Origin of the sequence: Peribacillus frigoritolerans, assembly GCF_030676415.1 — a bacterium.
Taxonomy (GTDB): domain Bacteria; phylum Bacillota; class Bacilli; order Bacillales; family DSM-1321; genus Peribacillus; species Peribacillus frigoritolerans_A.
In genome coordinates this window covers 1-15,551 of sequence record NZ_JAUUTW010000024.1, presented here as the reverse complement: position 1 = coordinate 15,551, position 15,551 = coordinate 1, and the positions used below count along the sequence as shown (strand labels likewise).

The window sequence follows — 15,551 nt, the reverse complement described above, 5'->3', positions numbered from 1 at the left end:
TTTTTTTAACTTTTAGATAAATACTGTTCCATCATATCCTTTGGTACCATGCTTCCGCCGGTCGCCCAGATGATATGCGTGGACTGGTTCATTTTATCCAGCAGTTTTTGATCCATAAGATATTTCCTTCCTTCTTGAGCTGACAAAAGTTGTATCGGACCAAATGCTCCTGCTAGGGCAGATGGCTCTAAATAAAGACCTTCCGTCTCTGCCATTTCCCTGAGCATTTCGAATAACCTTCTATCCTCTATGGAATAGCTGCCGCTTAACATGGTCGTCATCATACTGGAAACCAATGCTGAAGGCCTTCCGACAGCAAGACCATCCGCTTCCGTCTTATTATCGATTCCAAAGTCCTGCACCGAGACTTTGTCATGAAGGCCTGTCATCAATCCGAGCGTCATGCATGGTGAATGTGTCGGCTCTGCAAAAAAACAATGTACATCATCTTCAAAGGCTAACTTGAGCCCATATGTTATACCACCGGGCCCACCGCCGACTCCACATGGTAGGTACACAAACAAAGGGTGATCTTCGTCCACTGGTATGGACATATCTTTCAGTTGTTTCTTCAGGCGCGTTGCAGCCGTCGCATAACCTAGCAGCAGATCCATGGAATTTTCATCATCAATAAAATGGCAATCGGGATCAAGTGATGCTTCATTACGGCCTTCTTCTACAGCTTTACTATAATCATCATCATATTCCTTTACAATGACTCCAAGACTTGTTAATTTATCCTTTTTCCACTGTTTGGCATCTGCAGACATATGGACCGTTACTTTAAATCCCAGCTTAGCGCTTATTATTCCAATACTCATTCCTAAATTGCCGGTTGAACCGACTGCAATTGAATATTTTGAAAAAAGCTCCTTGTATTCATCACTCGCAAGTATTCCATAATTATCAGTCCGCTTTAAACCACCATGCTTCATCGCAATTTCCTCAGCACGCTTTAAGACCTCATAAATACCTCCGCGTGCCTTGATGGAACCTGATATAGGTAAGTGACTGTCACATTTCAGCAAAAGTTTCCCAGCTATTTTAGTCTCATAGGATTCTTCCAAGTGTTTTTGCATGGAAGGAATCTCGACTAGTGGTGATTCAATGATCCCCTCCATTGGTTCGGTTTCTGGAAAGGCTTTAATTATATAATTGGCAAATCTATTTAATCTTTCTTCAGCCCATTTAACTTGGTCAGCTTGGACGAGTGGGTTTTCCTGTTTGTTACCGTAATCTGGATTCGTCCAGAAGACTTCATTCATCTTTATCACATTATTAAGTATAGGATCTTTCGCTTTCCAATCCATAATCGATAAACCTGCGATTTGATTCATCTCCACAGCAGTCCCTCCCAGAAATGTAGTTTTCATCATCTACTATAACTCAACAAACTGCAATAAAGATTACAATTTTCACTTTTTTACGAATAATCAGCTTAGAAAGTTAAATTCACTTTTAATTTCCCTCGCACACTATTAATAAACCAAATTTCCTCAGCGTAATTAAGGTCAGTCTTTGAAATGGGTTTTTCCTTGATTTCCTTCTTCCTGATCAAGTCTTGACGAAGTGTTCCAGCAAGGAGACCTGTTTCCACCGGAGGCGTATAGAGGTCACCATTTATCTTCACCACTACATTTCCGTTCGTGAATTCCGTGATGAATCCTTCTTCATTCCAAAGCAGGACATCATGGAAGTCGGGATTATTCATTTGAAAGCCTTCATATACATCACGATTGGTGGTCTTATGAAATAGAAATGGATTTGCACTTGATATTGGAGTTTCAGCCAAGATGGCCGTAAGTTCTGAATCAAGGGGCTTGATTGCTTGTCCGGAGACTTCAATTTCACCATTTTCATTAAGTAGTACCCTTACCTTTTGCAGCGTCCCATGGTTTAATTCCGCATACTTTTGGAGCCGATCTCTAAGATTCAATTCAGAGAATCGGTAATCGAAGTAATCAGCGGATTGTTTCATCCGATCGATATGATCATTCAACAAATAATATTCGCCATCGCTGAGCTTCATCGATTCCAATAGTTTGTAAACAGGCCTTTCCACCGTCAATAATTTGGCTTTTAAAAAGGCTTCGTCATATTCTTCCGATAACTCGGAATCCCAAGTGATTCCCCCGCCTACCCCATACTCGGCTTTCCCTGTTTCCTTATCGATCACGACCGTACGAATCGGCACATTAAAAACGGCTTCGGATTCAGGGGTGATAAACCCGATTGCACCGCAATAAACTTCACGTGGTGAATTCTCGATATCAGCGATGATCTCCATCGTTTTAATTTTAGGTGCCCCAGTTATCGATCCACAAGGAAAAAGGGCCTTGAATATATCAATGATTGTTGTTCCTGGATTCGTATCGGCTGTAATCGTGGATGTCATTTGCCAAACGGTCGGATATTTTTCAATTGCCTTAAGCTGTGGAACCTTCACGCTTCCTGGTTCTGCAATCATTCCCAGATCATTTCTGAGCAGGTCCACAATCATGTAGTTTTCAGCTTGATTCTTTTCTGAGGCTGCTAACCAGTCTGCATTGAGCTGATCCATTTTCAATGTCGTTCCCCGTTTTACCGTTCCCTTCATTGGCCGAGTAATCAGCTGACCATCTTCCCACCGGAAAAACAACTCGGGTGAAGCCGATAGGATTCGATGTGTCCCCACATTCAAATATGCACTATAGTTAGAGCGTTGAGCTCTCTTCAACCGATCAAAGAAAGCGAAGTCATCTCCTTCGTGCTTGGATTGCAAACGCATCGTATAATTGACTTGATACGTATTGCCTTTCTCGATTTCGGATTTTATTCTTTGAAATCCGGAACGATAGGTATTTGAATCCGTTTCTGATTGCCATTCAGCTAAATTAAAAGCCCCTGTCATTTTTTCAGGTATTTCTTCTTCCGGTTTATCAAAAATCCCGAACCATAATAATGGCATTTTGGCTCCATCTTTTACTTTAAAAGATTTTTCAAAAGCAGGTGCCGCTTCATAGGAAACATATCCCGCTGCATAATGCCCCTGTTCGATCGCTTCCTGGACTTTTTGGAATTGGGGAAGGACTTCCTCAATTGAATGGGCGGTGAACACTTTTTTCGGGTTCGTAAAATATAGAGGCCGGCTGTCACCTTGTTTATCTGTGAAGTGAAATATTAAGGATAAAGGATCTTCTCGTTTCATTCTTCTCTCCTAACTTTGTTTATGAAGTCAATCGGTATGTATTTTATAAAAAAGCTTGCAGACATGGGATCTGCAAGCTCATTCTTTGACACTTATTTCATTCCAGTAACCTCTGCAATGATTTCATAAGAACGAAGGCGTGCATCCTGATCATAAATGGCAGAGTTTATTATCATTTCATCCGCCTGTGTTTCATTTATAAATGACTGTAACTGCTCTTTTACCTCTTTTGGGTTTCCTATAATGGAAGCGTTCAGCTGCTTCATGACAATGGCCTTTTCATATTCTGTCCAAAGGCCTTCCATCGTATCAACTGGAGGAGCAAGTTGACCGGGTGTGTTCCGTATCAAATTCAAGAACTGCTGTTGGTAAGATGTAGCAATCCTTTGCGCTTCTTCCGTAGTATCAGCTGCAAATACATTGATACCAACCATGACATAAGGTTTATCGAGAACGTCGGATGGTTGGAAATTATTGCGGTAACGAGCTAAAGCTGGTTGAGTATTTTCAGGGGAAAAATGGCTTGCAAATGAAAATGGCAATCCCAGCTGTGCTGATAATGCTGCACTGAAGCCGCTTGAACCAAGCAGCCAAATCGGGATGTCCTGTCCTTCGCCAGGGATGGCGCGTACACGATTATGTTTAGAATCCGCATCTAAATAGCTACGGAGCTGCGCCAATTGTTCAGGAAAATCCTGCCCGTTATTACGTACATCACCCCGGAGTGCCATGGCTGTATATTGGTCGCTTCCCGGAGCACGCCCCAGTCCTAAATCTATTCTACCGGGATACATTGCTTCCAATGTTCCAAATTGTTCTGCGATAACCAGCGGTGCATGATTCGGTAGCATTATGCCACCAGAACCCACACGAATTCTTTCCGTCCTACCTGCAACATAGCCTATAAGTACCGATGTTGCAGAGCTTGCAATCCCAGGCATGCTATGATGTTCCGCAACCCAGAAACGGTTATAATTCCATTGCTCCGCATGTTTAGCTAATTCTACTGTATTTTTAAAAGCTCCCGAAACTGTGCCACCCTCAACAATTGAAGCCAGGTCCAGAACGGAAAAAGAAATGTCGCTAAGTTTTTTTGCATGTTGATCAGCATTCATATCTTCATCTTCTTTCTTTCAATTATGATTAATTGGACGCAAAGTCATCATATAGAAAATGCACACAAAATGCACATAAAATGCTCGAAGGGATCAACTGTTAAAAATTTCCCTGGCAATCAAACGAAACGAATTAAGCCTATCCTCCAACTTATGAGTGTTGGTTATCAGCATAATTTCATCTGCCTGATATTTCTCCTGAATCTCCAAAAGACGATACTTCACTTGTGAAGGGGTACCAAAAATCAGTTTTTTATGCATGGTTTCCATCAGTGCTTTTTCTTTTTCAGTCCACTCATGATTCCTAACCTCTTCTTTACTTGGAACCTGCTTTCTTTCCCCATGTCCACTTTGAATTTTCCATAGGGTGTTGCTAAGAGCGATTTCTTTCGCATGTTCCTCCGTTTCCGCGCATATGGCCGAAACCGTAACGATTGTTTTAGGTACTTTAAGTAACCCTTTTATTTGAAAGTGTTCACGGTACTGGTGAAAACTCTGCACTCCATCATTTTCACTCATGAATTCACCAAACGCATATGCAGTACCATTCTCAGCGGCAAGTTTTGCACTTTTCCCGCTTGTTCCCAATATCCATGGTTCCGGCGGTACTATGGGGATAGGAGCAGCAGAGACATTTGAAAACGGATGTTCTTTCGGAAATTCATCTCTTAGAAAATTCAACAGTTCTTGAACAAGTTCTGGCATTTTGTAAACATTCTGAAGAAAATTATCGGATAATGCCATCGTTGCTTCGGCAGATCCACCTGGGGCCCGCCCCATTCCCAAATCAATCCGGCCAGGAAAAAGTGTAGCTAGCATATTATAAGTCTCTGCTATCCGATATGGCTTATAATGTGGAAGCAGCACTGCTCCTGATCCAATCCGGATATTTTTTGTTTGTGCACCAATATAGCTTATCAAAACCTCTGGAACGGAACAGGCCAACCCCGGCAAATCATGATGTTCAGTTAACCAGATTCTGCTATAACCAAGTCTATCTCCTTCTTGTGCAAGTTGTAGTGAAGCCTGCAATGCTTCTTGTGCTGACTGTCCGGATGCAATTGGGGATTGATCCAATATGCTCAATTTCATTTTGTTACCTCCTTTCTTAAGCTTTCGTAACTTAATGGTAAATCATAACTAGTCGAAAGTCGCCTGAAACGTTTGCTTTGTTATTTTAGTTTGCAGCCTTTAGCGGAAAATATAAGGAGTTGAATCCAAATTGGGGATTAGAAGATAATGATATATTCTAGCGAGGTGTTTGGTTTAATATATTAATCGCCCAGGTGGCTCAAGGAGTCGTCACTTATTCTATCGAGGTCTTTTTAGGGATATATGTAAATAGGAAAAGCCCTTTTTAAGGGCCTTTCCGGAGCTATTCACTTTTTTTGAATTGAGATAGTAATTCATCCGCCATTATTTGCGAATCCAAACGAGCCGCTATAAATGGGGGCTGGACCCGATTATTGGACTCTACGGGCAAACCTAGCCAGATAACTCGTTTATCAAAGATGATAAAGGAAAAGGAAATAGGTGAACAAATAAAATGATCCGAGTTGATATCAGGGTTTCTTTTTGCTGATATGATCGTCAATTTCACTCCAGGGTTCCGTTTCATTAAATATTGCTGCCATTCTTCTGACAAACTGTTCAAATCCGGTACAGCGATAACCATCTCCTGTTTTGTTGATTCAATATCTTCCTGAAAGTCCCCCAATTTACGGGCATGCATCCATTGCAATTTCGGGTGCTGGTGTTTAACCCATTTTCCAATGTCTTTCTTTGATACAATCTGATCATTTTGAATTTGATGATCGACAAGCTGACGAAGTGTTTTACTGCGATAAACGTGTTTGTTAACAAATGAAGTGTCACATACATGTACGAACTTACCCTTAGTCCTTGTTATGGCCACGTTAATGAGCCTTTCACTATCTCTCCCTGTCAATAACATTCCAGCCCTGTTTTGCGGATAACTATCAACTGTGTCAAAGATCATCATCTCACGTTCACTTCCCTGGAAACGATGTACAGTTGCAGCTATGATATCCGCCGTTTGCCGCTCTTTGTCATATAAGTCATCTAATAGTTTTTCCATCAAGTCTGCCTGTGCACGGTATGGGGCGACATATCCAATTGACCTTGCCCCGCCCACATAAGCTTCATGAATCAGTTGAAAGGATAAAAGCAACTGCCATACATTCATTCTCGAGTGGGATGTCCGTTCAGTGATGCAATATTCCCCGGCTAAGCTAGTATCGAGAAGTGCTGCAGCCTTATTGGCAAACGGTTCCGCCAGCATTATGGCCTCTCTGCTAGTTGCTACACTTTTATGATCGCCAACAAAATTGTTATAGACGACACGATTAGTGAATGCTGAAATATCCGGATGCATGCGGCGCTGTTCCTTTAATAGGAATAAATGGGGATGAAGTTCTCCTTCTTCAACGGACTGGGCGACACCGGCCCGATGAAAAATGTCTTCCTTCAGCCAAAGTTTCACGAGGGAATCACGAGCCGAAGCAATTGGTGGCAATTGTTTGAAATCACCACAAACGATAATATGCTTGGATAACGCTGCAGCAAAAGCCACCTGAGGTACGTAAGCCATACTCGCTTCGTCCAAAATAACCAGATCATACTCCTTTTGATAAACCGTTTCGTCATTTGCGGCTTTAGCCAAGGTCGTCCCGATGACTTTGGCCTCTTTTACGAATTGAATCTCTTTTTGGCGGATTTTCTCCAAGACTTTGGCCAGTTTTTTCTCTATCTCGATTAATTGATCTGTATCCCTTTTACTGAAGGATCCTGCCAAGTCATATTTTAATAGACGTTTCTCTTCGCCTAGCTCTTCTTTTTCTTTAACTAATGTCGGTTCATGTTTACCTAACAATTGCCCCGTAACAATATCATCATGGATGGCTAGTGATTCACCTATTTGAGATCCATAGCGAAGTACTTCGCCTTCTTTGAAACGATCTTTCTTTTTAATGAATGCCGAAATTTCAGCCATCAAAACATCAACAGCCTGGTTGCTATGTGACAAGACCAAAACTTTTTTATCTTGTAAATAATGATTGGCTACTGTACGGGCCAATGTATAGGTTTTTCCTGTTCCCGGAGGTCCCCAAACAAAAGTGACAGGATTGAACTTCGAGCGGGCATATAATTCTTTCACACTGCTTAGTTTTTCATTTAAAGGATGTTTTTGAGGCATGGACGGATCCATCAGGCGCTTGATCCGAAGCCTTTTCCTTTTGCTTCTCTTGATTTCATCCAAGCGGATAATCAATTGTTCCAGCAATTCCCAGGGGTCATGATATAAAAAGGCTTCACTGATCACATCACCTAACGAGCGATCAAAATCAATGATTATACTTTTCCCTTCCGAAGAGAGTATCCTTCCATCCTGTTTAATTCCGCCCCATTCCAGTCGAACGACGGAACCGACAGGGATTTTTATCGATGAACCTGTTTCAAAATAATAGTTGAAAGAACCGTCACTTGTAAGCAGATGACCGTTCGAAACCAGATATTTTGTGCTGCCATATTTTTTCAAATGCAGGATTTCAAGTTGAAGTGCCTGCTGCCATTCTTTTATATAATTAACTGTCGAATTCATTTTTCACTTTCCTCACAAAATATGCCATTGAAGCACCAAGAAACTGGCCCATTGGCTAGGCTCCGATGTTTAAAATAACGCTGTCACTGTGACTTTTTTCGCGTATTACCTGTTTCTTCAGCATATAAAATAAGGCCCAATCTATTGATTGGGCCTTTCCTACGCCAATGTTTTAACTATAGCATTTTTTATAACATCATACCATGGGCTCTTTTGGAAGAAATGGTTTAGATTAGCCTTCTGTCAACTCAGTGAATTGGTCGACCAGATCACTGAAAATCTTCATTGCATTTTCAATTGGATCAGGTTTAGTCAAATCTACGCCTGTTTTCTTAAGCAGCTCCAATGGGAAATCGGAACTGCCACTTTTCAAGAAAGTCAAATAACTTTCAAGTGTTTTTTTATCCCCAGAAAGGATCTTATCAGCGATCGTAATGGCTGAAACGTAACCAGTAGCATATTTGTAGACGTAAAACGGACGATAAAAGTGTGGGATGCGTGACCAGCCATACTTCACTTCTTCATCGAAAATTATTTCATCTCCATTATAAGCACGAAATATCGATTCATAAGCTGTATTAAAAACCTCCGCATTAAGAGGTTCATCATTTTCAGCTTTTTCATGTACGATTTTTTCAAACTCCGCAAACATCACCTGTGTGAAGAATGTCCCTTTAAAACTATCTATGAAGTGGTTAAGTAAGTGTTTTTTCTTTTGCACGTCTTTTGTTGTCTTAATTAAATGTCGAATCAGCAGGATTTCATTCACAGTGGAAGCAACTTCAGCAACAAAAATGGAGTACCCTGCACTAATTTGCGGTTGGTATTTTGAGCTATAGTATGAATGCATGCCATGTCCAGATTCATGGGCAAGTGTAAATACACTGTCTAAATCATCACGGTGATTTAATAAGATGAATGGGTGAACACCATAAAGTCCTAAATTGTAAGCACCTGAACGTTTTCCAGGTGTTTCCCTGACGTCGATATATCTTTTTTCCTTAAAAGTTTTCAGGATTGTGATATACTCTTCGCCAAGAGGTTTCAGTGCCTCCACCATTAAGGAAAAACCATCATCGTAAGAAATCTCCTCTTTAGCGCCTTCGACTAATGGTACACTTAAATCATATGCACGCAATTCTTCTACACCCAGCAATTTTTTTCTTAAATGAATGTATTTATGCATGGGTCCGATATTTTGCTTAGTAGACATAATCAAATTATCATATACCTCTTTTGGAACTTGATCTCCAAATAAGGATTTTTCCAAAGCAGATGGATAATTTCTCAGTTTTGAAAGATTCACATTATTCTTGATTGCTGTGGAAAGTGTGGAAGCGATAGTATTCTTCAATTGTACATATGGCTGATAATAGGCGAAATAGGCCTCTTTTCTTTTATCGCGATCATCGTCTTCAATCAATTTAGAATACATTCCCCGTGTTAGCTCTATTCTCTCGCCGTCTTCATTCGTAACTTCCCCAAATTTTATATCGGCATTGTTGATCATCCCAAACGTTTTTTGGGGTGCTGAAAAGGCTTCGCCTATTTGGGAAAGCACCTCTTCTTGTTCTTTCGTTAACACATGGGCTTTATAGCGGAAGGAATCCAGTAGATCCTCTTCAAAATATTTCAAACCCTCGATTTCTTTTATGTACCCTTTTAATGTGTGTTCTTCCAGGCTCAAAAGAAACGGCATGAAAAATGCAGAAGCATTACTGATTTTCTGTCCTAACTTACCAGCTCGATCCAGTAATGCTTGTGATGAGGTTACCCGTGTATCCAAATCCGCTTGCAGCATGGCAAATACATATAGCTTGTTATAAATGTACCCAAGTTCCTCACTTAATCGTAAATACTCGAATAAATCTTGAGCTGACTGGATATGCCCATCATAAGTTTTTAATTTTTCTGTCATCTTCAGAACTTCCTGATAATCTTTTTCCCATTTAGGCTGATCATCGTAAATATCCTTTAAGTTCCATGTTTCTTCTATTTTTATTTCGTCACGTGATTTAAACGTTTGCATATTGTCTGCACTTCCTTTCATGCTTATAGGCTTACCCTTTATTATAATCGACTTTCAGAAAAATCTGCATAGAAAAACCAGTATGCTAAAAATACATACTGGTTTCCCTTTTAATAATTAGAATTTTGCTGCAGTTTCAGCAACTTTCGCCAATCCTTCTGCAACGATATCCTGTGAGCGATCTGGGTATTGATTATGTCCCTCGATTACAACTGTTTCTGGGTTTGTTATGCCCCATAAGTTTAAATTCATCGTTACGTATTTCTCTGCCATTTCGCCAGCATCCATCCCAGGCAATGCATAATCCGATCCGCGCGCATTAAGTAAAGCCACTTTTTTACCTCCAGCTAAGCCGACTGGGCCTTCAGCTGTATATTTGAATGTTGTTCCCGCTTGAGCAAGATAAGAAATATAAGTTACCAATGGTGCCGGAACCGTTGCGTTCCATAGCGGGAAGGCAAATACTACTTTATCGGCAGCAAGGAATTGATTCAAGTATTGTTGCACGATATCGGCAATCTCCACTTCTTCTTCAGTCAACTCCATGCCTTGGCTTCGTTTATATAGGGCAGTAATTGCTGTATTCCCATAGTAAGGTAAGTTCAGTTTAAATAAATCCAACTCAGTTATTTCATCGTTACTATTTGCTTCCTTATATGTGTTCAAAAACGTTTCATACATTTTGACACTAATAGCTTGATCCGCTGGGCGGTCATTTGATTTAACAAATAATACTTTAGACATTTTTGTTCCCCCAATTGTTCTTTTAATTTTGTGTGTTTTTTTAAAAATAGCATTTAATCCATATATCTCGAATTAACTGCAATTGCTACTTTCACATTATAAAACTGAAAATCCAATAAGGCAAGAAATATGTTTTTGTTTTCAAATGTACATTCCAGGAATTTGCATGCCCGGATTTTATTATCCCCGACGCATTCCAGTAAGACGCGGATAAAAAAACCGAGAGCAATTTGCTCACGGTTTACGTTAACTCTTTATGCTGGAAGGGACACTTACCTTTTATCGGTTCTATATCATCCCCTATGAAAAATTGTTTCCATTCATTATGATTTACATCTCCAAAGTGACTGATATCAGGATGTGTAGGAAGGTTATCCCATTTCTCCACTCGTTCCCGAACCTTTTCACGCGACATGATTCCGCCTTTTTCCGTTCCTTCCAAGCCTTCAAAGATCATCCGTGGTTGGAATCCAAGTACAAGGCTATTTCCTAAATCGCGGGTTTTACGATGTTTATAAGCAGGTGCATTACCAAAGACAAAGATTGGTTCCCCTGCAAAATGATAGTCCCATAAATAATGCTCTGGATCTTTCGGCTTTTCGATTGGCCAAGGTTTTTCATCCTCTTTATGCAGGTATTGCAGGATATCCCAAAACCTTTTACGGTAAAATTCTATATCACCCTCCATCGATTCAGGCTCCATAAAGACGAAAAGGCCGTGCCTGATATATGGTGGTTCCTGAAATAAATCAAGGAAGCTTTCCACTGCTTTTGGGAGATTGGACCAATCTTCCTGTGTGATATAAGCATAACGAAGTTCCCCTTTATTTTCAGCTTTCATACCAAAATAACAAGGAAAGGTTTTATCGGTCACTGTATTATGGAATGTTTGATATTCCTTAATTAGCCATTGCGGCACTCGTTCGGGATTTGTCATATCTTCTTTTGTTAACAAACTTGAATTAGCAGTCAGCATCATTTTTCTCCTTAAATCGTTTTATTATATGTTACCCGCTTTAAATAAACTAAAACTTCTTCGGACCGCAAATAAACGCAATCAGTTGCATCTACATCTTTATTTAAGAGTTTATGACTGCCTCCCGATTCATCCGGATTCCAATTAAAAAACATTCGATCTGCAAATTAATCATTTTCTTTACATTAGGATAACCTAAGAAAAAAATAGGAGTGATGCTAAATGGCAAGGAGAAGAAAAATTCTCGTATCTGAAGCGCGAAAAGGACTCGATGATTTAAAAGCCAAAGTTGCTGGTACAAAGAATCCTGAAGAGGCAAAGTTTGAAGTAGCAAAAGAAATTGGCGTACCGCTGAAAAAAGACTATAACGGTGAACTGACATCCAAGCAGAATGGAAAAATAGGCGGAAAGTTAGGCGGAGGCATGGTCAAGGAACTTATAAAGATGGCACAGGAAAACTTAGGAAAAAAACATTAACCAAGTCGATCCCGGTTGGTATTTCTCCTTCAAAAGATCATATATCGAAACGGGCTGACTGAACGGAAATTTTTGGGACTTAACCGTTGGATGGCAATTATTACAACGCAAAAAGCCAACTTTTATGGGCTGGCTTTTTTTAGCATTAATTAATTCTCACGGGTGAGACTCTTGAAACTACTGACATTATTAATTCCTCCGACATCGGGTAATTAGTGGCAGCTGGATCCGTCATTACTGCTTTAAGAATTCTTTCCATATCTGACTGGTTAGTTCCATAGGCGCTGAAGTCGGAGGGCAGCCCAAGATCAGATAGGAAAACACGGAGCTTTTCTACCACTTTCGCTAAGATGCCTTTTGAATCCTCATCATGAATTTTCACACCAAAGGCTTCGGCTATCAAATGGGCCTTTGGAAGATATAAATCCGGCGTTGATTCCATGACGACCGGTAATAACACGGCATTGGCCAATCCATGCGGAATACGGAATAACGCCCCATATGCGTGGGCAAAGTTATGAACCGGAATCGCATTTAATGCACTACAAAATGCAGTGATTCCCATCATGCTTCCATGCAGCATTTCCATTCTGGCCTTAATATTCGTTCCGTCCTTTACGGCCCTCGGTAAGTATCTTTCGATAACTCGAATGGCCTGATATGCATATGCATCGGTTATTGATGTCGCTGCAGGTGAAACGATCGCTTCAATTGCATGTGTCAATGCATCCGCACCAGTAAACGCCGTAATGTCAGACGGCAGTCCGACTGTTAACTCGGGATCTAGAATGGCAACGTCCGAACTTAAAAAAACATTGTATATATTCATTTTGACTTTTTTATGTTCATTATATATGACTGCGATCGGGGATACTTCAGAACCGGTTCCTGCTGTTGTGGCTACGGAAATATGCGGGATATTCATGGATTGGGCTTTTGGAAAACCCTCATACAGAAAACCGCTTGGTATCGAATCATTAATATCCGTAATTCCTTTATATAATCCGAATTTCAATGCTTTTGCTGTATCAATGACACTCCCTCCACCAATGGCAAGTATGGCATCGGCATTCACTTCACGTGCATATTTCAATGCTTCGTTTACACATTCACTAGCCGCGTCTTGTGTAACCCCCAGAAACTGTCCAACTATTTCAGCTCTGGCACCTAATTTCTGCTGCTCAAAAGTTTCGGCAACTTTTTTAACGACTCCTGCATTTTCCAAGGCCGAATCACTCACGAGTAGAATCCTTTTGGCTCCGAGACCAATGAATAGGTCCGGAATGAGTGAACGAGTGTTAGTGCCACTGTATACTGAAGACCTTAACCAAAAATTCGAATGAGCGTTTACCTTCATAACATTTCACCTCAGATATTAGTCTATATTCGCAATTAAGGATTGTTCATTCCCTCCTACCAAGTTCCTGATGGCCATTCATTAACAAATGTAAACTGGATAGTAAGCTTGTCTCTTGTATCGATCTTTACAAAACCCCATATTCCTTTTCGTTACTTTGATAGATCTCTTCAATCCCCTTTCCTTTTGCCCTGGCTAAAATCTCCATCCGCACTGATAATTGTTTCATGGTAAAATTTAATATAGCTTGTTGGTCATTACCAAATGGATTTCCTAACCGATCATATCCCTCCGTATTTAACGTGATGGCCAGTGGTGAAAGTTTCTCCATTCTCTTTTCAACCTGTTTAAAGATATGTGGATGTTCACTGATGATTCTCTGCAGCAGGAAGGTCCCATAAGCAATATGGCGTGATTCATCCTTCTTCAAAAGACCCACGCCTTTTAATAAACCAGGCATCATTTTATTAGCTTCGAGAGTCTGATAAAACCCGAAATATCCAGTTTCTGCAAGTACACCCTCGGTAAACATATTATAAACAGTGGCTGCTTCTGCCAAAGCTTCAGGGGATTGATCGGATAAAAGCTTCTCCATCGCTTCAGGCAATATTTCATAAAAAATCGATTTATAAGTGTCTGAGTGATAAACCGTCAAATCACCCGTTTCACCAATTTGATCTAATGTATAACGAAAGAACTCCATATGCTTCGCTTCCTCGAACAGAAATTTCGTTAAGTACATTTCTTCTTCGATCCTGCCTTCTTTGGCTATCGCCATAATGAGGGGAAGCAAATCCAAAGTCACCGCTTCTTCTCCGCCCTGAAAAAGGGAAATGATCCTTAATAACACTTGCCTTTCAATATCAGTAAATGACTTCCAATCTTCTTTATCCTGGCTGAAATCAATGTCACGAGGATTCCATATACCGAATTTCTTTGCCTTTTGATAAAGCTTAAATGGTAGGGTATCTTCTCTAAAACTCCGGCTGGTGGTCGTTAAATTCTTTCTTTTCATGGTAATGCCTCCTTGAAATTATGAGTAAACTTTTGAATCTCTAAGGAACTTTTTAATTTGTAAGAGTTTTCATTATATTGTAAGATATTAGTAGTATTTATCCTAGCACTGAAAATGTAGGGAGGAATAAAGTCGAATGCTTGAGGAAACTCTGATGAATCATGTAAAAAAGATTTCCCAACAAAAAGATATGGCTAATAAATCACAAATGATCGTAAAGGGCTGTGTGGATTTTTTTTCATTTCAACGAGCATCTTTATTCAGTTACTCATGTTTAACAGGAATGTGTGAAGGAATATGTGCATGTACAAGTGAAGATACCTTTTCATTACATAATGTTAGAGAAAATATTCATGATATATACCCCATCCACCAAGCAGTCATCCATAACAAACCCATATACTTAACCATCCAGCATGCGAAATCCTCCATCCCTGCAAAATACGTTAAAAGATTTTCCATCTCTTCATTGGCAATCATTCCGATTATTGTGAATGACTGGGCCATCGGTTTAGTGTTGGTTGACCCCATTCACGCCAACGAGCCAGTTACCAAGAATGATTTAATGAAGCTTTCCCATTATTTGAAACTGGCTGTCAGTCCAACATTGGATTCCGCCCCTCCCACTTACCTTCTAAGTAAACGTGAAGTGGAGGTCCTTCAATATTTAGCCAATGGAATGGGATTAAAGCAAATGGCACCAAAAATGAGCGTTAGTGAATTTACCGTCAGAGATCATATATCTTCTGCTATCAGGAAATTGGGAGTGAATCACCGGACCGAGGCCGTCGCGGTTGCCATTAGACACAAAATGATTATGTGAAAACAAAAAAAACCTTCAAAGAAGGTTTCAGACTGTAGACAAACTCGATGAAAATCGAGTTTGTCTACAGTTTTTTTTAGCTTGTACAAATTTGGACGTTGATTTCCACTTCAGGCACTCGCTTTTCGCGGGCGGTCCGGGAGCCTCCTCGGCGCACTTGCGCCTGTGGGGTCTCCCTTGGACTCGCTATTCCCGCAGAAGTCTCG

12 protein-coding genes are annotated in these 15,551 nt (G+C 40.4%); 2 read left to right on the top strand and 10 right to left on the bottom strand.

Annotated features, from left to right (window positions below; genetic code table 11):
* Window positions 1–5: 5 nt before the first annotated feature.
* The 8 genes from Q8G36_RS19945 to Q8G36_RS19910 all read right to left on the bottom strand — a co-directional run bounded on the left by Q8G36_RS19945 (window position 6) and on the right by Q8G36_RS19910 (window position 11,673).
* The gene (locus Q8G36_RS19945) at window positions 6–1,337 is read right to left on the bottom strand and encodes a D-serine ammonia-lyase (RefSeq protein WP_305161631.1); all 1,332 of its coding nucleotides are present in this window, start codon (window positions 1,335–1,337) and stop codon (window positions 6–8) included.
* Between the two features lie 101 nt (window positions 1,338–1,438).
* On the bottom strand, window positions 1,439–3,187 hold the full coding sequence (pabB, locus tag Q8G36_RS19940) for an aminodeoxychorismate synthase component I (protein WP_305161573.1): 1,749 nt from the start codon (window positions 3,185–3,187) through the stop codon (window positions 1,439–1,441).
* Between the two features lie 92 nt (window positions 3,188–3,279).
* A complete protein-coding gene (locus tag Q8G36_RS19935; RefSeq protein WP_305161572.1) occupies window positions 3,280–4,302 on the bottom strand; it encodes an LLM class flavin-dependent oxidoreductase in 1,023 nt (340 codons plus the stop codon).
* Window positions 4,303–4,395: 93 nt separating this feature from the next.
* Window positions 4,396–5,394, bottom strand: coding sequence for an LLM class flavin-dependent oxidoreductase (locus tag Q8G36_RS19930; protein WP_305161571.1), 999 nt, complete (start codon window positions 5,392–5,394; stop codon window positions 4,396–4,398).
* A gap of 283 nt (window positions 5,395–5,677) precedes the next feature.
* Complete coding sequence (locus Q8G36_RS19925; RefSeq protein WP_305161570.1) at window positions 5,678–7,924, bottom strand: AAA domain-containing protein; 2,247 nt, start codon at window positions 7,922–7,924, stop codon at window positions 5,678–5,680.
* 232 nt (window positions 7,925–8,156) lie between these two features.
* Window positions 8,157–9,953 carry an oligoendopeptidase F gene (gene pepF, locus Q8G36_RS19920; RefSeq protein WP_305161569.1) on the bottom strand — a complete coding sequence of 599 codons (1,797 nt, stop codon included), beginning with the start codon at window positions 9,951–9,953 and terminating at the stop codon, window positions 8,157–8,159.
* A 117-nt stretch (window positions 9,954–10,070) separates the two neighbouring features.
* Complete coding sequence (locus Q8G36_RS19915) at window positions 10,071–10,763, bottom strand: FMN-dependent NADH-azoreductase (RefSeq protein WP_370694092.1); 693 nt, start codon at window positions 10,761–10,763, stop codon at window positions 10,071–10,073.
* Window positions 10,764–10,938: 175 nt separating this feature from the next.
* Entirely contained in the window at window positions 10,939–11,673 is a 735-nt protein-coding gene (locus Q8G36_RS19910; RefSeq protein ID WP_305161568.1) for a YqcI/YcgG family protein, read from the bottom strand.
* Between the two features lie 222 nt (window positions 11,674–11,895).
* On the opposite strand from Q8G36_RS19910, the gene Q8G36_RS19905 reads away from it, so the two are divergent.
* Window positions 11,896–12,150 (top strand): alpha/beta-type small acid-soluble spore protein, encoded by a 255-nt coding sequence (locus Q8G36_RS19905; RefSeq protein ID WP_305161567.1) that lies wholly within the window; start codon window positions 11,896–11,898, stop codon window positions 12,148–12,150.
* Between the two features lie 145 nt (window positions 12,151–12,295).
* Here Q8G36_RS19905 and Q8G36_RS19900 read toward each other — a convergent pair whose 3' ends face one another.
* Together Q8G36_RS19900 and Q8G36_RS19895 are read right to left on the bottom strand one after the other, a co-directional pair.
* Entirely contained in the window at window positions 12,296–13,507 is a 1,212-nt protein-coding gene (locus tag Q8G36_RS19900; RefSeq protein WP_305161566.1) for an iron-containing alcohol dehydrogenase, read from the bottom strand.
* Window positions 13,508–13,634: 127 nt separating this feature from the next.
* Window positions 13,635–14,522: a R2-like ligand-binding oxidase gene (locus Q8G36_RS19895; RefSeq protein WP_305161565.1), complete on the bottom strand. Its 888-nt coding sequence runs from the start codon at window positions 14,520–14,522 to the stop codon at window positions 13,635–13,637.
* A gap of 136 nt (window positions 14,523–14,658) precedes the next feature.
* On the opposite strand from Q8G36_RS19895, the gene Q8G36_RS19890 reads away from it, so the two are divergent.
* Window positions 14,659–15,345 carry a helix-turn-helix transcriptional regulator gene (locus tag Q8G36_RS19890; RefSeq protein ID WP_305161564.1) on the top strand — a complete coding sequence of 229 codons (687 nt, stop codon included), beginning with the start codon at window positions 14,659–14,661 and terminating at the stop codon, window positions 15,343–15,345.
* Window positions 15,346–15,551: the final 206 nt, after the last annotated feature.